The sequence below is a fragment of the Paenibacillus sp. 1_12 genome (assembly GCF_900114475.1).
Lineage (GTDB): Bacteria > Bacillota > Bacilli > Paenibacillales > NBRC-103111 > Paenibacillus_S.
In genome coordinates this window covers 74922-92356 of the sequence record NZ_FOTE01000019.1, presented here as the reverse complement: position 1 = coordinate 92356, position 17435 = coordinate 74922, and the positions used below count along the sequence as shown (strand labels likewise).

Genomic DNA, 17435 nt, shown 5'->3' with positions numbered 1-17435 from the left:
AAGTAACATCAGAAAGGTAGAAATTCAAAATAAGAATCAATTTCTCTCAAAAAGGGTAATGATAGTTGAAGGAGGCTGTACATATTGCTTCTGGAAACTTACTTATTTATCTGAAAGGATTGACATTGATGAAACGGAAGAGTACTTGCAAATATACAATCCCTATTATGCTATTGACGCTAGCGATGACCGCAGGCTGCGGCTCCAACTCGAATTCAAGCGGTGGCGCTGCCTCAGTAACTGCTCCATCTGTAACGAGTGGAGGTCAGACAAGTGGGACTGGCAGCGTTAATCAATCGGAACTGTCCAACGCTTCGAGTCCGTCAAGTAATAACACCAGCACGGGTTCTTTACCTTCATCCACGGGCTCAGAGAAACCAGCTGAGCAGCAAATTCAAACGATGCTTACAGATGTGAGCCTGCTCGGAGACCAGCTTGGTTATGCATGGGGAGTTACGGCTAAGGAATTAAAAATGTATCGCACAGAGGATGCTGGAGTGAAATGGACGGCTGTGTCTCCACCTGCGGACGGACATTCATTTGAGGCTTCACCTAGAGACAATTCAGGCATTTATGTGCTGGACCGTGATCATATGTGGGTATTCCAGCCTGGGCAAAATGATGGCAAGTCCCAAATGCTCCGCACGAAGGATGGGGGGAAGAGTTGGCAGACGGCAGATTTGCCCAATACGGTAAGAGCGATAGGCCTTTACTTTATAAATCCCAATCATGGGTGGCTGCTGAGTTCGTCGGACGCGGCCATGGGCAAATCCGAGAAATCTCTGTATGTAACGGAAGATGGAGGCGCGAGCTGGAAGCAGATTATGGAGAACACCGGTTATTTACCCACAGATAATCCAACTCCACAAGCGATTCCGCAAAGTGGATATTCGCGAGGGATGAGCTTTAGAGATGCCTTGAATGGTTTTGTACCTTTAGAAACGATAGATGGTAAGCTGCAGTTGTATGGAACACGCGATGGCGGTCATTCGTGGAGTTTAGTGGCTTTACAGGAAATTCCAGGTGAAACGAATGATATCAATTATGCAATTAGCGCAGCCCCGCAGTTTTGGGGAGCAGATCGGATGAAGGGCTGGTTTCCGATAACGGTGAGAGGGAAAGACACCCAATATTTCGATGGCTTTTTCACAACGGATGGCGGGCAAACCTGGACGTTTACGCCGTTAAATACTGTGCCTGTTGATCTAGTAAGTAAGAGCTACGATATTACTTTTATTAATGATAAAGAGGGCTGGTACCTAAAAGATGGGGGCTTCAGCCATACCATGGACGGAGGGACAACCTGGAAGAGGATTGCCGAAGATCCGGTATTGGCGGGTGCGTTCAAAACATTCCCTTATGCAATCAGAATGGAATTCACCGAGAAAGGGACCGGTTGGCTGCTGCTTAGAAACGAAGAGGCGACAGGCTCCAGATTACTGCAAACGAAAGATGGCGGCTCCACATGGCAGCTGCTCTGATAGAGTGATCTTTCTTTTTTATCTATTATTTGATACGATACTAGTAAATTTAGGGTAGAAACGGACGTAATTAGATGAAACATAATTACCTTAGAATCAAAGAAGAATTGGAACGTCAAATGCGTACTGGTGAATTGGCGGTTGGTGATAAGCTTCCATCGGAGCCGGATATGGCACGCAAATTCAAAGTTAGCAGGGAGACCTTCCGTTCCGCTGTCAAGCAGCTGGAGCAGGAGGGCAAGCTCAAGGTTCGCAGTGGATTTGGCCGCTATGTCGTGCGCCCGCTGGCTTCAATTCCGAGTAGTATCGACCATTTAAGTTCGACTTCAGAAATGATTAATTCTTCGTCCTTGCAAGAAGGAGAGCGTCATGAATCAATCAGAATCGAACCATGTCAGGAGGAATGGGCGAAATTTCTGGAAATTAATCCGGAGGAACCTGTAACGATCATTGAACGTATCCGTATGGCCGATGGGGAGCCTGTATCTTTTAACATCAACATCATGCCAAATGCAAGGGTCGGACAATTGTTTCACAATAAATCGCTTCAAGGCTCGTTGATGCAGTTCCTGGAGACGGAATGTGGGATTCGGATCGTTAGTGCGAACACGGAGCTCATCGTTCCGCCTCCTTCGGATATGAATAGCCGTAGGCTGCTGGTGAAGCCTGAAGCTACCGTCATTTTGTTGAAACAGACGCATTACACAGAGTCACAGGTGCCCATATTGTTTTCCTATGATTACTTCCGCAATGATGTATTTAAATTTTGGGTTCGTCGTACAAGGTAATCTATTTGGCAGTATCGTAAACCGTTCTTCTTTGGTAACAAAGAGGAGCGGTTTTTTTGTCGTTAATAAATGTTTAACATGCAGTTAATACAGCGATTATAATTGGCGGCGATAATGAACTCAACAGGTTGTCTAGACATCCCCTGTAAAGCTAATAATCATACAGGTTTCGGACTGGACAAGCTGATAGATAACCAAGAAACAGGGAGGATTAACATGTACAAGATGCAAAGATTTCAAGCAGCAAGTGTAGTCATGGCAGTCATATTATCAATGGTCACCGTTTTATCAGGGTGTGCAACCGGAAACAGCACTCCGACTGCTTCACCAGCATCTGCTCCGACAAAATCTGCAAGCAGCGAACCGGCGAAAAAAACGGTGGAGTCTAAGAAATTGGTTGTTTATGCAGCATTAAATGAAGATGATATCGTTCAAATTCAAAAGAAATTTAAAGAAGATACGGGTATTGAAATTGAATATCTGCGTTTAAGCGGCGCTGGAGAAGCAAGCACACGCATACAAGCGGAAAAGGCAACCCCCAAGGCGGATATTTTTGTAGGCGGTTCGGTGGAGTTCTATGATCCTCTCGCTCAGCAAGGATTGCTTGAGAAATACACGTCCCCTAATGCTAAGGATATCGAATCTCGATTCAATGATCCCAAGGGTTTCTGGCAAGGATGGTACATGGGTGTACTCGGAATTGTTATCAACAAGGATCGATTCAAAAAAGAGCTTGAACCTAAAGGGATCAAAATGCCGACAACCTGGGATGATCTGTTGGATCCTAACTACAAAGGTCAATTCATTACATCCAATCCAGCAACAGCGGGTGGAGGCTACATCTTTGTTGCGGACCAGTTATTCCGTTTAGGTGAAGAAAAAGGTTGGGATTATTTGAAAAAACTGAATGCCAATGTGCATCACTATACACCAGCCGCAGGCGATGGAATCAATCTTACCGCCACGGGTGAATTCGTAGCAGCTATGTCCTGGGCTCATGATATTGTTAAATCTGCTCAAAAAGGCTTTCCGATTCAAGTTATCGTTCCTGAGCAAACCGCTTTCGAAATCGGTGGCGTTGGTATCGTGAAGGGCGGAGAGAATACAGATAATGCCAAGAAGTTCGTTGACTGGCTGTTAACTAAACCTGTTGGGGAAATGAATACGAAAATGTCAAACCGCTACTCAGTAAGAAAAGACGTAGCTCCACCGGATGGCATGATCAAAATTGAAGATGTAAAGCTTGTCAATTATGACCGGGACAAGGCTTCTCAAATGAAAGCAGATGTTGTTAAAAAGTTTACTGAAATGATAGGCAAATAAGGATAATGGAATAAAAGTAAAAAGCATGAACCTTCTCCTGTGGAAGTTTGCTAGCGGGAGAATCGTTCATGCTTTTAAACGAAAGGTGTGGGAAGTCTTGTTATCAACTGCTGTCAAAGACACCTGGGCAGAAATGAAAAAATTAAGAAATGAACCTGCAATGGCCTTTGCTATTATAGCGATTATTCTGATTACGTGTTTTTTTGTTGTCTGGCCGATCGTTAAGGTAGTAAGCTTCTCTCGATTTGAGGATTATCTCAAGCTGTTTACTTATTCCAGGTGGTATCATGCGGCGTTGAACAGCTTGTTCATGACAGCTGTATCCAGTGTATCCTGCACGGTCATCGCTTTTGCTTTTGCTTATACGATTACAAGGTTGAAGGTCCCTTGCAAAGGGCTGTTCAAATTTATTACCATATTGCCTATTGTCTCGCCTCCATTTATCGTTGCGCTGTCGTACATTCTTCTTTTTGGCAGACAAGGTATGATCTCTAAATATGTGCTGCATGTTAATTTGGATATTTACGGCTGGCATGGCTTATGGCTAGTACAAACGATTACCTTTTTCCCTTACGCCTATGCGGTTATTTACGGGGTGATGAAATCGACATCCACGAACCTGGAGTATGCCGCTTACAATCTCGGAGCTACACATTGGCAAGTTTTCAAAAACGTGTTTTTTCCACTATGCAGACCAGGGGTAGCTGGCGGAGCGCTGATTGCCGCGATGAATGTGTTGGCAGATTTCGGGAATCCGATGATTATTGCGGGGAATTTCAATGTACTGCCGACAGAGGCTTATATGCAAATGTCAGGATTATTTGATCTGAATTCGGCTGCTGTGCTCTCAACGGCTCTCCTGCTCCCGGCGCTTGGTCTATTTGTATGGAACCGAATATGGGTTGGCAAACTCTCCTACGTTACTGTTACCGGAAAAGAAACGTCTCTGGAGCATTTTCCGCTTCCTTTTGCGATTAAATGGGGATTGTTTGCATTTTGCATGTTCGTAACGCTAGTTGTACTTTCGATCTACGGAGTTTTGTTTTACGGCGCCTTCACTAAGACATGGGGGTATGATTGGTCATTCACTTTGCACAATATTCAATATGTTGGAGCGAAGGGTAGGGAAATTTTCAACAGCATCCAATATGCCTTGATTGCTTCGTTGGCGGCTGGACTGTTTGCTCTGCCGTTAGCCTATATCGTTCAAAGAAAGCGTATAGGCATTAATCGTTTGCTTGATTTCTTAGCGATATTGCCTGGGGCTGTGCCTGGGGTATTTCTGGGACTTGGCTTTGCCATAGCCTTTAACGAACAACCGTTCCTGCTCACGGGGACACCTCTGATAATGGTTCTTGCCCTTATGTTCTGGAATTTACCAACCTGCTATAGCGCCAGCCTTGCAGGACTTCAACAGATCAGTGGAGCGCTGGAAGAGGCTTCGCTCAATCTGGGAACAAGCAATCTCGGAACCTTCAGGAAAATTGTGTTTCCCCTATTGAGAGGACCCTTTATCTCAGGAATCGTCGTATCTTTTCTACGCTCTGTTACTTGTTTAAGTGTGATCATTTTCATTTATTCTGCGAAAACGTCCGTGGGTACGGTTTCCATTCTCGGACTTGTACAAAACGGAGAATGGGGAAGAGCATCGGCTTTTACCATTGTTCTCATATCCATCGCTTTCACTGTGTTGGTTATAGCACAGATTTTCTTGAAGAAACAAGGTAAATCGATAGAACTTTAACTTGGAGGCAATCATGAACACAGAGGAACCGATGATTCGAATTTCAAATGTGTCGAAACGCTTTGGAGACTTTCAGGCAATAAATGAAGTGTCTCTAGACGTCCCCACCGGCAGCTTTACTACACTGCTCGGTCCGAGCGGTTGCGGCAAAACGACACTGATGCGGCTGATTGCCGGATTTTATGAACCAGATGCAGGTCATATTTATATAGAAGGCAAAAACGTGAATGGACTGCCCGCATTCAAACGAAACACACCGTTGGTTTTTCAGGAGTATGCTCTTTTTCCGCATATGACCGTTTACGAAAATATTTCGTATGGATTAAAGCTGCAGAAAATTTCTCGTCAGGAAGCCAAGGGAAAAGTCGAGTCCATGTTAAGCATGTTTGGACTTCAAGGCTTGCAGGACAGGCTTCCCAGAGCACTGAGCGGCGGGCAGCAGCAGCGTGTTGCCTTTGCCAGAGCGCTCATTTTAGGACAAAAGGTTCTGCTTATGGATGAGCCGCTGAGTAACCTCGATGCGAAAATGCGAGTTGAAGTGAGAAATGAGCTTAGAGAGCTGCAGCAGCGATTAGGAATTACGGCAATTTTTGTTACACATGATCAGGATGAAGCCTTGTCCATCTCTGACAAAATTGCAGTGTTCCACAAAGGGCAGATTGGTCAGGTCGGAGATCCTTGGGATATTTACTTTAAACCGAATAGTAAGTTTATAGCTGATTTTGTAGGAACGGCTAATTTTATAGAGGGTGAAGTCGCAGCTATTGAAGGAAAAGATTTGGTTGTAAAATGTGGATTAACTGTGCTGAGAGTTCATCATAGCGGACATCCCGTTCGGTTGGGTGATCGGGTTACCCTTGTGATCCGACCTGAATGTATCTCCATTATAGAAGCGCCGATTGCTGGTGAGAATGTATGGAGTGGATTCATTCAGCGGAGCAGCTTTCTGGGGCGGATGATTCGTTATTGGGTTGATTCCGCTCCGCTCCAGTGGATTGTAGATGATTCCAGCCCAAGTGTGCGGGGTTACCTTCAGGGCGTCATCCATTTGGCCTTGGATAAGCATAAAATTCATGTATTACCGCCCGAAAAGTAAGGCCAAATATGAATGATAAAGGTGACAGGAGAATGATAAAGGCTACAGTTCAATGTCTGAATGTCGGGTGGGGAGACGCCCATCTGATTCAGCTGCCTTCCGGCAGTGTTTGCTTAATTGACGGTGGTGACGGTACGTTCTCGGAGGATCAGGACCATCCGTTATCCTGGATGAACCGAAATGGGAGGGATCGACTGGAATGGATGATTCTTACCCATATTCATGAAGATCACATCAACGGCCTTTTGGATATCGCTAGAGAGAAACGGGTTATCAAAGCGGTTCTTCCATACGAACCATTCGAGCTTCCTTCGGAGCAGCTGGTTCTAGAGTGTGAGGACAGCTATGTAATGAGAGTATTCCATATGCTGAATTCCTATTTGGAGCTCATCCATGTGCTAAGCGATCAGGGTACTGAAATCAAATGGCGCAGCATGTACGGATCCAACGACAATTCTGTCGTCTGGTCTGATAAAGAAGTTACTTTAACTCATCTGTATCCTTGGGACGGGGACCCGCTTCCGGCTTATGAGGTTCTTATGAAAGCAGTCTCAACCTATGTTGCTAATGGCAACAGCGATGAATTCACCGAGATATTGCCCAGTTTCTTTGAGTTATCCAATGACGACAGCTCTGTATATCGACTTAGTTATGTAAATGAGCCCAGTTCGAGCATTCTATTTGGTGGCGATCAATTGGAGCCCGGATGGGAACGTCTTGCTCAGCGTACGGACATAAGGAGCCGAATTTGGAAGGTTTCTCATCACGGAGTGCAGGATGGCTTTAATTCCCGCATTTTATCATGGATTCAACCGGAGCATTGTATCATATGTTGTAGTGTGGAGCGATCAACTGATTTTCAAGAGGAATGGGACATCCTTCGTTCACGTACAGACACTGTCTTTCATTTGACTGGAGACCGCGCAGCGGGGACCATGTCATCCATAGACAACGGTTCTATTCCTGTTAAGATCGGCATGTAACAACAGATTGCCAAGGATCGTAGTCAGTTTAAATAAAGGATTCAAGTAATCCACTCAGGTGGCTTGGCGAATGGAGAGAACGTATGAACGAACAAGAGGTATATGAACATCAAATATTGCTGGATGCAACTCGCTATGCGAAAGAAGCGGGGGCATTGATCTTGGGTTTCATGAAGAAGCCGTTGCAAATTCAAGAGAAAAAAAACAAATCCGATTTGGTGACAGAAGTGGATGTGCTCAGCGAGCTTTATCTGCGTGACCAAATCAACCGCGATTATCCCGACCATTGGATCTTATCCGAGGAAACAGATGGAGCTAAGGAAGAGTCTCCATATGCTTGGGGAAAGCTTGCTCCAGGATATGGTTGGATTATTGATCCCATTGATGGGACAACCAACTTTATTCACGGAATATCTCACTTTGCGATTTCCATAGGGATTGTTAAGGACGGAATCCTCGTCTGCGGAATCGTCTATAATCCGGTAACTGCCGATCTTTACTCAGCAAGAAAGCAGGGAGGCGCTTTTTTTAACGGAAGCCCGATTCAGGTGGCTCAGGAGCAAGAATTAAGTGAGGCTTTACTGGCAACAGGCTTTCAGGCGAACGACTGGCATTCCAATTCGGTTCTAGTAGAACAAATCAGAAGAATGGCTGGCACATCAAGAAATGTGCGTATTAATGGAGCTGCAAGTCTTGATTTATGCTGGGTAGCATCAGGCAAGCTGACGGGATTCTGGCATGATGGTTTATATCCTTGGGATGTTGCAGCGGGGATCCTCATAGTCCAGGAGGCGGGTGGAGTGGTAACCAATGGTGCAGGATTAGCATTTGATCTCAGCGATCAAAGATTGATTGCCTCTAATTTATGGATACACAACGCATTTCTCTCCGTATTGGAATGATTCAGGTGATAAGTTAACCATGAATTTCCGATCTTATGCTGAAAAACTTGGCGATTCGTTCATTTTTTGATAAAGTGATAATATATGCATGTAATCATGTATCATCAATGACTTCGCAAAGCTTGCAGAGATCAGAAAGGATTGTGAAGAGCAGTGTCAGAAAGCCATAATGTGCAGGATATGCTGGCAGTCATGTCGAGAAATGGCTGGAGAATTACAGATCAGCGTAGAACGATGGCGCAGATTTTTGCCATACAGGATGGATATTTATCCCCTAAAGATGTTTATGATCAAATGACTATTAAATACCCAAGCGTAAGCTTTGATACCGTTTACCGTAATCTTCGTATGTTAAGTGAAATGGGTGTTCTGGAGCAATTTTATTTTATGGACGGGGGTCTGAAATTTAAGGGCAGCTGTCTTTCCCACCATCATCACCATTTAATCTGTGTGAACTGTGAGAAGACGCTGACTTTCGATTATTGCCCCATGGAACAGCAGATGGTGCTTCCTGGAAAGTATAAAATATTGAACCACCGTTTCGAGGTTTATGGAATTTGTGAGGAATGTCAAATTAATCCGCCTTCATAAAGGAAACAGCTAACCCGCATTATTGGGGTTAGCTGTTTTGTTGTAAATCTGGGAATGCTTACCGCGAGTTGATCATGCTAAGTATGCAGGCTAAGAGATATGGCTATGGCATATATATATGGTTTGCCGATAAAAAAGGTTACGTTTTAACTGCTTGTCTTATTTCTTTGCACCGTATCTTTGGTTGAAGCGGTCTACACGGCCGCCGATTTCGGCATTACGCTGCTTACCTGTATAGAAAGGGTGAGAAGCGGAGCTTGTTTCGACACGGATCACTGGGTAGCTGTTGCCATCTTCCCATTCCATGGATTCATTAGAGCTTTTCGTAGAGCCTGTCAAAAACTTGTAGCCACTGCTCACATCAAGCATAATAACCTGATTGTATTTGGGGTGTATGCCTTCTCTCATTTCACATCATCCTATCTCTCATTGATTAAGGGCGTTGGATTACCAGCTTTCTTCGTTGACTCCAGGGAATTTAGACTTTATTTCATGCTATAACTACCTTTGACTACTTTGTCACTTTGTATACATCGCTCTATTTAAATGTAATATTTACGATATAATGATATTGTATCTCATCACTATAAATAAAGTCAATAAAGCCCGGTAGTGTCTGTTTATCCGTTTATTTTCAAGACTTCAATCCTTGATTCCAGGCAGTTGGGCTTCTATTTCACGAATCAGCGCCTCGTACATGTCCTTCAACATTGTAATTGTGATCAGCTCAGGTGTATTCTCTATTTCCTCCCTGGAGTGTGAATGAAGAACACCCTCAAGGCCGTTATAATTAAATTTAAGGTCCTTATAGGTTTGATCCATTTTTTCTAATACGACGCCAATAAGTGCAGAGTAATGTTCCATTTGTCGACCACCTTGGTTCATAATGAATAGCTTGGATAGCAGAGTTTCACTTACGAATCTTTAATGAATATGGGGACAATTGTAACTTGATTCAGGATCATCGTCAACCAACAAGTATAGAGTTATTTTCTATTTACAGAGTTGCAAAAAGTTATATTCAGGAAATCAAGTTTCTTAATTGATAGCGGCTTCCGCTGCTTAAGCTTACAGTGCGTATAGAGGCCAAGCTTGCAGCGGAAGTCGACTGGAATAAGGTGCATGTTACATGGTGCCGCCATTCTGACGAACTTCGACAGGAATTTCTTCTGGACCTTTATTGATATAATTATAGATGAATGTGCCTACCATGGTTTCATCAAAGGTGGTCAGCTCCATCGTTTTTGTCCAGGCATTCACAACAACCTCTTTGTCCGTTTGTACGTCACCGAAAGGAACGGCAAGCACTCCGGAGCCTGCTTTTTTATAATGAGTCAGTGCCGTGATCTTGTCGATCAGCTCAGGCTTTGCATTCGGATGGTAATAAATAATGATATCGCCATGCTCCAAATTGTGGACCAGCATCTCAGTAACTGGTTTTTCCTTGTAAAAGCCGTATTTCAAATCGTGTGGGCTGTGCGTCCCCGATGTAGGAAGTTTCATATCATAGGAAACAGGAGCATCAGAGTGGCCCCTTCCATAGTCTTTGTCATCTGTTACCTGGATAGCTGCTTTATAATTCAAGTTTTCAATATTTGTTTTGCTGGTTGCATTCTGAATAAAAAAGATTCCGACAACAACAATTGCTGCACTGAGCAAAGAGTGCGAAATGACGAGAATGGTTTTGTTTTTCTTTTTCAAGGCGACCTTTTCTGCCTTTTTTAAAGCACTCGTATTTCCGCGTTTTAATTGTGAAGCATACATATAACCGACAATCGATAAGACCAATATGATCAAACCCACATACAAAAGCACGGTGCTCGTGCTGGTCCCATGCTGCATATTAGCATGCATATCCATATTCATTTCCATCCTTGCGTTCATGATCCGTAGTCCTCCCTGATTTACGTTTGTTCGTATGATTATTGTCTTTTAAAGCAAGAAGACAAGTTACACTATGTATTGTAGTGTATTGTTTGAGCATTTTCAAGTTTCATTAGTCTCCAACAAATTCCACTTTTCCCGATGAGCATAGAATCCTCGCTTGATTAAGGTTGTGAATCCGTCTACATATAAAATGGTTCAATCGAAACAATAAAGAGGTATGAAAGTGATGAAAGCATTTTGAGTATATCCGCTATTCGATAAGCTCCCAAACCTGGGACACGAACATCAGCAAATAAAAAATTAAATAAGACTCAGCAATCTGAATTTGACCGATATCCATGTCGTTGCATGCATTGGCTCGTATGAACCGATTAATGTTACCTCTATCGTCGAGAGAATAGGTATTTTCAAAGCTAGTATCTCGAAGATAGGAGTCAAGTTGCAAAAAATGAAGCTGATTCGACGAACTCAGCTGAATGATAATAAAAAAGAGAGAACGGCAGGGAGATAATCCTGCAGTGTGAGGTGAACGTACCGCTTGATAACATGAGTACAGTCCTTACCCGATCAGCAGGATGCAACGAACAGCTCGGGACCGGGACAAGGATCATGGAAACTCCCGAGCTGAAAAAAGCTGTGAGTCTAGCCAGATAGAATCAGGTTACAGCCTCCGTATGCTCTGCATTTCCCCACTCATCCCAGGAACCTTCATAAGGACGTACATCGGAATAACCGATTAATCGCAGCACAAAATACGTATGCGCACCTCGCTGATTGGACTGGCAGTAAGGGACTATCGTTAGCTCCGGCCGTAGGCCTGCTGCTTCAAACTCCTGCTGCAACGATCTGTAATTCTTAAAACGTACAACTCCGTTCTCATCCTTTGGACCGAGTGCTTCTTTCCATTCCTTATGAATGGCCCCACGAATATGCCCGCCCTTAAGGTTGGATCGTTGATCTGCACCTGTATATTCTTCCCATGCACGAACATCGAGCAGGAGACTGTGGTCCAAACCGTCCTGAATGTTTTTCTGAGTAACAACTCGTCGATTATCGACGGATACTGAGAGAGTTCCCTCAGAAACAAGAGGCAGCTCTGTGGATATCGTATTACCTGCTGCAGACCATGCGGTGTAACCGCCATCCAGCAATTTGATTTGATCCTTGAGACCATAATATTCCAGTACATAAAAGACACGAGTGGCTAGAACACCGCCCCCCTCATCGTAGACAACCACGGTTTTTCCATCGCTAACTCCGGATTGTTCCAGCATTCTTTTGACTGTATCCGCTGATGCGAATTTAGGCTGAGAATGATCTTTAAATAATTTGGCGTCAAGCCGGATCGCTCCAGGGATGTGTCCAGCATCATAACCTTTGGCTCGTACATCCAGCAGTACTACCTCAGTGGAGCCAAGATTCGTTTCCACCCAAGGAACATCGACAAGCAAATGTCCGTTTGGATAATCAAATTCGTTGTGAGTAGTCATATTAAATCCTCCTTGTTACATCATGTTCTGGGATTAACTGAGACCGAGGTTTTCACGCAAGCTTTGACCTTCATAGGCTGTAGGGAATAGTCCTCTGCGCTGAAGCTCAGGAACTACCAGCTCCAGAAAATCATCCACGACTCCGAAGTTAAGCTGGGGCATAACATTGAAACCGTCGGCCGCCTCCTCTAAGAACCAAGTCTCCATCAAATCCGCGATATGCTCAGGCGTACCAACAGCTTGAAGCTGGCCTGCACCCACCCAATACTTGTTCAGAAATTCACGCAGGGTCAGCTTTCCTGTGGCGACGATCTTTCTAACCATTTGATGAAAAGTTTGATAGGCATTGACTTGACTCGGCTCAGGCAGCTCTGGAAATGGATCATCAAGCGAATAGACCGAGAAATCAATTCCGAGCAAGTTTGACAAGGACATCACGGCGCGTTCGATGGGTGCAATCTGCTGAAGCTCGTTTGCTTTGTCCTGAGCTTCTGCATCTGTTGCACCGACAATGACGAGAAGTCCGGGCAATATTTTAATATGGTCAGGAGATCTTCCTGCCGCTGCCGTCCTTGCGCGAATATCCTGATAAAAAAGCTTGGCTTCCTCCAAGGAGTTTTGAACGGTAAAAATAAGCTCGGCATATTGGGCAGCAAAGTTTTTACCTTCTTCTGATGCGCCTGCTTGCACGAGCAGCGGTCTGCCTTGCGGAGGACGCATAATATTCAAAGCACCCCGAACAGAAAAATGCGTTCCTTCATGATGAATATCATGAACCTTGCTGACATCGGCATAAATCCCGGAAGTTTTGTCCTGTATTAATGCGCCGTCCTCCCAGCTGTCCCACAATTTGAGCACGACCTCTGCGAATTCCTGTGCTCTTTCATAACGATGTTTGTGGCTGGGCAATTGCTGTAGGCCAAAGTTGAAAGCGGTGCGCTCTACACCCGTGGTTACCATATTCCAGCCAGCGCGGCCTCCGCTAATATGATCTAGTGAAGCAAATATTCTTGCAACGTTATATGGCTCGTTAAAGCTTGTAGAAACGGTAGCAATCAAGGCTATTTTCTCCGTTACTGTAGCAATGGAGGATAACAAAGTCAACGGCTCAAACCCAAGGATGGGGCCATGCTGGACAGCCTTTGCTTCAATAGACAGACCATCGGCTATAAATAGCGAATCGATCCGCGCTGCCTCGGCCTTAATGGCAAGCCGTTGAAAATGCTTAATATTATGTATGTCTTCAAGCCTTGTACTGGAATGGCGCCAGGCTCCTCTATGAGATCCCGCATTGCTTAAAAACAGATTCAAAATCATTCTACGTTTGGATTCGCTCATCTTTCATCACCCTTTTTAAGTAGTTTCTTGAAGCTTGAGCTATAAATGCCATGAGGTTAAATGGATTTTACATCATTATATACTATTCACATTGAAATAGTAGGTACAAATTTAAGTGATTGATATTTCGTAATTGAGAGGTATAATTTTAAATAATCAATCCTGAAAATATTACTATAGTCAACATTAGTTAGGGGATAATCTATGAGCATCATCATGTCATTTCTGAAGCCTTACCGGGTAGCCATGGTCATTGCAGTACTATTGATGCTTGTTGAGTTAATGGTTGAGCTGTTTCATCCGCTGCTCATGTCCAAAGTCATCGATAACGGAATTGTTCATCAGGATCTCTCTGTTGTGCTGTTTTGGGGAGGGGTTATGATTTTCATCTCCTTGCTTGGTTTTATCGGCGGGATAGTGAACTCCTTCTTCGCCGCGCATGTCAGTCAAAACTTTGGATTCGATATTCGAAAAAGCTTGTTTACGAAGGTGCAAGCGATTCCATTTGCTCAGTTCAATCAATTTCAGACTTCGTCCTTAATTACCAGAATTACAAGTGATGTCACCCAGCTCCAAAATACCGTATTTATGGGCTTGCGGATCATGATGCGGGCTCCATTGTTTATGATCTTTGGTATGGTGATGGCCTTGATGGTTCATTTTAAAGTGGCTCTCATTTTGGTCGTCATAACACCGCTTTTGCTATTGCTATTAGTTTGGATGATGAAGAGAGCGTTCTCATTATTTCGTTCTGTACAGGAGCGACTGGATCAAACGAATGGGGTCTTGCGGGAAAATTTAATGGGGATTCGGCTAATTAAAGCGCTTGTACGGGGTAATCATGAAATCAAGCGTTTCACTCAAACGAATGAAGCATTGATGAACCGAACAATGGCTGCTCTGCGATTAATTGAGCTGACCATACCTCTGCTTCTTTTGGTGATGAACTTGAGTATATTGTTCATTCTCTGGTCTGGACATCTACAGGTGAATACAGGAGATGCGACTATCGGCCAAATCGTAGCTGTAGTTAATTATGCGACACGGATCACAGGCTTATTTTCTACAATCTCTATGCTGGTCATGGCTCTCTCTCGGGCTAAAGCCTCAGCGACAAGGGTAGCCGAAGTGTTGAGCGCACCTGAGGATCAGGACAATACCGTGTCGATGTCAGCAGCAAACCGGATAACGGAGGGGAGTGTCATATTTGACAAGGTATCCTTCCAATATCCCGGCATGACCGAAGATGTGTTGAAGTCGGTTTCATTCAAAGCTCGTCCAGGGGAAACCATTGCTGTGCTTGGAGCAACAGGTTCAGGGAAAACATCCTTATTCCAGCTCATTCCCCGTTTATACGAGGTATCCCAAGGAAGCATATTTATCGATGGCAAGGAGATTAGATCCTTCGAGCCAAGTGTGCTGCGCAGCGAGATCGGATATGTGCCTCAGGAGGTTATACTGTTTACGGGAAGCGTGAAGGACAACATCATGTGGGGCTTTGACAATGCCTCGATGGAGGAAGTGATAGAAGCCGCTCAAAGAGCCCAGATTCATGAGACCATCCTGAACTTGCCTCAGCAATACGAAACCATAGTCGGTCAAAAAGGCGTCAATCTATCTGGCGGTCAAAAGCAGCGTATATCAATTGCCAGAGCCTTATTACGCAAGCCCAAGCTGCTGCTGCTGGATGACAGCACAAGTGCCCTGGACGTAAGAACCGAGGCCGGACTGCTGGCAGCCTTGAGAACACTCGAATGTACAACTTTAATCATCACGCAAAAAATCGCTACAGCCATAGCCGCAGATACGGTGCTCCTACTGGAAGAAGGAAGCCTGCTGGCAGTGGGTGATCATCAGCAACTGCTTGCACAATCTGCACTTTATCGAGAGATCGTTCAATCTCAAATGAGAGAGGAGAACGTACAACATGTCTAGTCAATCGGTTTCGCTACAGACAAAGACCCCGAAGAACAATAAAGCGAGTGAATCTGCTCCCAAGAAAAAACAGCTCCCCCAAAACTGGAGCGGTACATTAAGAAAGATATGGAGCTACTGTTCAGTACATAAAGGCTTGCTGGCACTCATATTCCTAATGGTTCTAATAAGCTCTTCGCTTGGTCTGCTTGGACCGTATCTGCTCGGTGTAGCCATAGACCGCTTTGTAGTCTCGCCCCACAGTGACGGACTTATACGGCTGCTCTTGCTGCTTGCTGGTACTTATGTACTGTTCTCGCTTTCTTCCTGGCTGCAAAATTATTGGATGATCGGAGTGGCACAAAAAACGGTTTACGCCATGCGTGAGGATTTATTTCGACAGCTGCACAGGCTGCCTATTTCGTTCTTTGCCAAGCGTCAGCATGGAGAGCTAATGAGCCGTCTCACCAATGATATCGATAATGTGAGTCAAACCTTGAACAGCTCTTTTATCCAGATCATTTCCAGCTTGTTTACGTTCACGGGTATGATCATTTTAATGCTTTGGCTCAGCCCGCTGCTAACATTAATCACTGTAGTCATCATTCCCATTATGTATTTCGGTATGAAGTGGATTACAGCACGTACAAGCAAATATTTTAAAGAACAACAGCAAAATCTGGGTGAGCTTAATGGATTTGTCGAGGAGACATTATCCGGCCAAAGCATTGTTAAAGTGTTCTCGCGCGAAGAGCAGATGACGGAAATATTTTTGGAAAAGGCACAGAAGCTGAAAGTATCAGGCTACTGGGCGCAAACCTATTCGGGCTTTATTCCCAAGCTGATGAACGGGTTAACCAATGCAAGCTTTGGTGTTATCGCCATCGTGGGCGGGATGCTCGTTATGCATGATATAATCTCGATCGGTATCGTCGTCACGTTCTCTGAGTATGCCAGACAATTTATACGTCCGCTTAACGATCTAGCTAATCAATTTAACACGTTTTTGTCGGCAATTGCAGGTGCAGAGCGGGTTTTTGAAGTGCTGGAGGAGAAGGGCGAGATCAATGATGAGCAGGATGCAATTGAATTGCCGGAAATGAGGGGAGAGATCGTATTCTCCGATGTTGCCTTTTCCTACAATCAGCAAGTCCAGACTCTGCGAGACGTCAAGTTCCGTGTTGCACCTGGAGAAACTCTGGCATTAGTCGGCCCTACAGGTGCGGGCAAATCCACCATAGTCCAGCTGCTGTCGCGTTTCTATGATGCCGATCACGGACAAATCTTCATTGACGGTCATGACATCACAAGTATTCAACGGGCTAATCTGCGCCGTCATATGGGTTTTGTTTTGCAGGATTCATTTTTGTTTCAAGGAACCATTCGAGATAATATTCGTTACGGAAGGCTTGATGCGACGGACTCCGAGGTTCAGCAGGCCGCTATTTCAGCGAATGCACATGCTTTTATTATGAAGCTGCCGTTGCAGTACGATACGATGTTAAAACAGGATGGCAGCGGCATCAGTCAAGGCCAAAAACAGTTGATGTCGATAGCCAGAGCGATTCTCGCTGATCCATCGATTCTCATTCTTGACGAGGCTACGAGCAGTATCGACACCATTACCGAGCTCAAAATACAGGAGGCTCTGTTCCGACTGATGAAGGGCAGAACGAGCATTGTGATTGCGCATCGACTGAACACGATTCAACAAGCGGATCAAATTCTTGTTGTCGACAAGGGAACCATTATTGAGAAAGGTTCCCATGATTCCTTGCTGCAGCAAAAGGGCTTTTACTATGGGCTATTTCACAATCAGTTTAATGAAGAGCCAGCTTAGAGCGCTCCATGAATCAATCTCTTCCGGCTTCATATAGGTATTGAGCTATCCGATTAGG

16 protein-coding genes are annotated in these 17435 nt (G+C 44.6%); 11 read left to right on the top strand and 5 right to left on the bottom strand.

Translation table 11 applies throughout. The features are described 5' to 3' along the window. The first annotated feature begins 128 nt into the window (after positions 1 to 128). The 8 genes from BM210_RS27955 to BM210_RS27920 all read left to right on the top strand — a co-directional run bounded on the left by BM210_RS27955 (position 129) and on the right by BM210_RS27920 (position 8908). A complete protein-coding gene (locus tag BM210_RS27955; RefSeq protein ID WP_143101112.1) occupies positions 129 to 1481 on the top strand; it encodes a WD40/YVTN/BNR-like repeat-containing protein in 1353 nt (450 codons plus the stop codon). Positions 1482 to 1555: 74 nt separating this feature from the next. Beyond that, on the top strand, positions 1556 to 2269 hold the full coding sequence (locus BM210_RS27950) for a GntR family transcriptional regulator (protein ID WP_091175637.1): 714 nt from the start codon (positions 1556 to 1558) through the stop codon (positions 2267 to 2269). A 216-nt stretch (positions 2270 to 2485) separates the two neighbouring features. Beyond that, positions 2486 to 3592, top strand: a complete 1107-nt coding sequence (locus BM210_RS27945; RefSeq protein ID WP_177238043.1) for an ABC transporter substrate-binding protein — start codon at positions 2486 to 2488, stop codon at positions 3590 to 3592. A 97-nt stretch (positions 3593 to 3689) separates the two neighbouring features. Next, entirely contained in the window at positions 3690 to 5336 is a 1647-nt protein-coding gene (locus BM210_RS27940; protein WP_177238042.1) for an ABC transporter permease, read from the top strand. Between the two features lie 13 nt (positions 5337 to 5349). After that, entirely contained in the window at positions 5350 to 6432 is a 1083-nt protein-coding gene (locus BM210_RS27935) for an ABC transporter ATP-binding protein (protein WP_091175632.1), read from the top strand. Between the two features lie 32 nt (positions 6433 to 6464). After that, the gene (locus tag BM210_RS27930; RefSeq protein WP_091175630.1) at positions 6465 to 7415 is read left to right on the top strand and encodes a ComEC/Rec2 family competence protein; all 951 of its coding nucleotides are present in this window, start codon (positions 6465 to 6467) and stop codon (positions 7413 to 7415) included. Between the two features lie 83 nt (positions 7416 to 7498). After that, positions 7499 to 8317, top strand: coding sequence for an inositol monophosphatase family protein (locus tag BM210_RS27925; protein WP_091175629.1), 819 nt, complete (start codon positions 7499 to 7501; stop codon positions 8315 to 8317). A 180-nt stretch (positions 8318 to 8497) separates the two neighbouring features. Beyond that, the gene (locus BM210_RS27920) at positions 8498 to 8908 is read left to right on the top strand and encodes a Fur family transcriptional regulator (RefSeq protein ID WP_091175661.1); all 411 of its coding nucleotides are present in this window, start codon (positions 8498 to 8500) and stop codon (positions 8906 to 8908) included. Positions 8909 to 9067: 159 nt separating this feature from the next. Here BM210_RS27920 and BM210_RS27915 read toward each other — a convergent pair whose 3' ends face one another. The 3 genes from BM210_RS27915 to BM210_RS27905 form a co-directional block, all read right to left on the bottom strand. After that, complete coding sequence (locus BM210_RS27915; RefSeq protein WP_091175627.1) at positions 9068 to 9316, bottom strand: type B 50S ribosomal protein L31; 249 nt, start codon at positions 9314 to 9316, stop codon at positions 9068 to 9070. Between the two features lie 234 nt (positions 9317 to 9550). Beyond that, a complete protein-coding gene (locus tag BM210_RS27910) occupies positions 9551 to 9772 on the bottom strand; it encodes a hypothetical protein (protein ID WP_091175625.1) in 222 nt (73 codons plus the stop codon). A 261-nt stretch (positions 9773 to 10033) separates the two neighbouring features. Then, complete coding sequence (locus tag BM210_RS27905) at positions 10034 to 10792, bottom strand: DUF3105 domain-containing protein (protein ID WP_091175624.1); 759 nt, start codon at positions 10790 to 10792, stop codon at positions 10034 to 10036. A 328-nt stretch (positions 10793 to 11120) separates the two neighbouring features. Here BM210_RS27905 and BM210_RS27900 point away from each other — a divergent pair, with 328 nt between their 5' ends. Further along, on the top strand, positions 11121 to 11306 hold the full coding sequence (locus BM210_RS27900) for a MarR family transcriptional regulator (protein ID WP_256224099.1): 186 nt from the start codon (positions 11121 to 11123) through the stop codon (positions 11304 to 11306). Positions 11307 to 11451: 145 nt separating this feature from the next. Here the strand turns inward: BM210_RS27900 and BM210_RS27895 are convergent, their stop codons facing one another. Next, the gene (locus BM210_RS27895) at positions 11452 to 12285 is read right to left on the bottom strand and encodes a sulfurtransferase (protein WP_091175621.1); all 834 of its coding nucleotides are present in this window, start codon (positions 12283 to 12285) and stop codon (positions 11452 to 11454) included. 33 nt (positions 12286 to 12318) lie between these two features. Beyond that, positions 12319 to 13623: an LLM class flavin-dependent oxidoreductase gene (locus BM210_RS27890; protein WP_091175619.1), complete on the bottom strand. Its 1305-nt coding sequence runs from the start codon at positions 13621 to 13623 to the stop codon at positions 12319 to 12321. Between the two features lie 204 nt (positions 13624 to 13827). Here BM210_RS27890 and BM210_RS27885 point away from each other — a divergent pair, with 204 nt between their 5' ends. Beyond that, positions 13828 to 15558, top strand: a complete 1731-nt coding sequence (locus BM210_RS27885; RefSeq protein WP_091175618.1) for an ABC transporter ATP-binding protein — start codon at positions 13828 to 13830, stop codon at positions 15556 to 15558. Then, positions 15551 to 17377, top strand: coding sequence for an ABC transporter ATP-binding protein (locus tag BM210_RS27880; RefSeq protein WP_091175616.1), 1827 nt, complete (start codon positions 15551 to 15553; stop codon positions 17375 to 17377). The genes BM210_RS27885 and BM210_RS27880 overlap by 8 nt, the downstream gene beginning before the upstream one ends. Positions 17378 to 17435: the final 58 nt, after the last annotated feature.

Coding starts and splice junctions, on each gene's coding strand:
- BM210_RS27935 (WP_091175632.1), top strand. CDS start 5,350: ATGAACACAGAGGAACCGATGATTCGAATTTCAAATGTGTCGAAACGC.
- BM210_RS27950 (WP_091175637.1), top strand. CDS start 1,556: ATGAAACATAATTACCTTAGAATCAAAGAAGAATTGGAACGTCAAATG.
- BM210_RS27955 (WP_143101112.1), top strand. CDS start 129: ATGAAACGGAAGAGTACTTGCAAATATACAATCCCTATTATGCTATTG.
- BM210_RS27945 (WP_177238043.1), top strand. CDS start 2,486: ATGTACAAGATGCAAAGATTTCAAGCAGCAAGTGTAGTCATGGCAGTC.
- BM210_RS27895 (WP_091175621.1), bottom strand. CDS start 12,285: ATGACTACTCACAACGAATTTGATTATCCAAACGGACATTTGCTTGTC.
- BM210_RS27905 (WP_091175624.1), bottom strand. CDS start 10,792: ATGAACGCAAGGATGGAAATGAATATGGATATGCATGCTAATATGCAG.
- BM210_RS27915 (WP_091175627.1), bottom strand. CDS start 9,316: ATGAGAGAAGGCATACACCCCAAATACAATCAGGTTATTATGCTTGAT.
- BM210_RS27890 (WP_091175619.1), bottom strand. CDS start 13,623: ATGAGCGAATCCAAACGTAGAATGATTTTGAATCTGTTTTTAAGCAAT.
- BM210_RS27885 (WP_091175618.1), top strand. CDS start 13,828: ATGAGCATCATCATGTCATTTCTGAAGCCTTACCGGGTAGCCATGGTC.
- BM210_RS27910 (WP_091175625.1), bottom strand. CDS start 9,772: ATGGAACATTACTCTGCACTTATTGGCGTCGTATTAGAAAAAATGGAT.
- BM210_RS27930 (WP_091175630.1), top strand. CDS start 6,465: ATGATAAAGGCTACAGTTCAATGTCTGAATGTCGGGTGGGGAGACGCC.
- BM210_RS27925 (WP_091175629.1), top strand. CDS start 7,499: ATGAACGAACAAGAGGTATATGAACATCAAATATTGCTGGATGCAACT.
- BM210_RS27920 (WP_091175661.1), top strand. CDS start 8,498: ATGCTGGCAGTCATGTCGAGAAATGGCTGGAGAATTACAGATCAGCGT.
- BM210_RS27880 (WP_091175616.1), top strand. CDS start 15,551: ATGTCTAGTCAATCGGTTTCGCTACAGACAAAGACCCCGAAGAACAAT.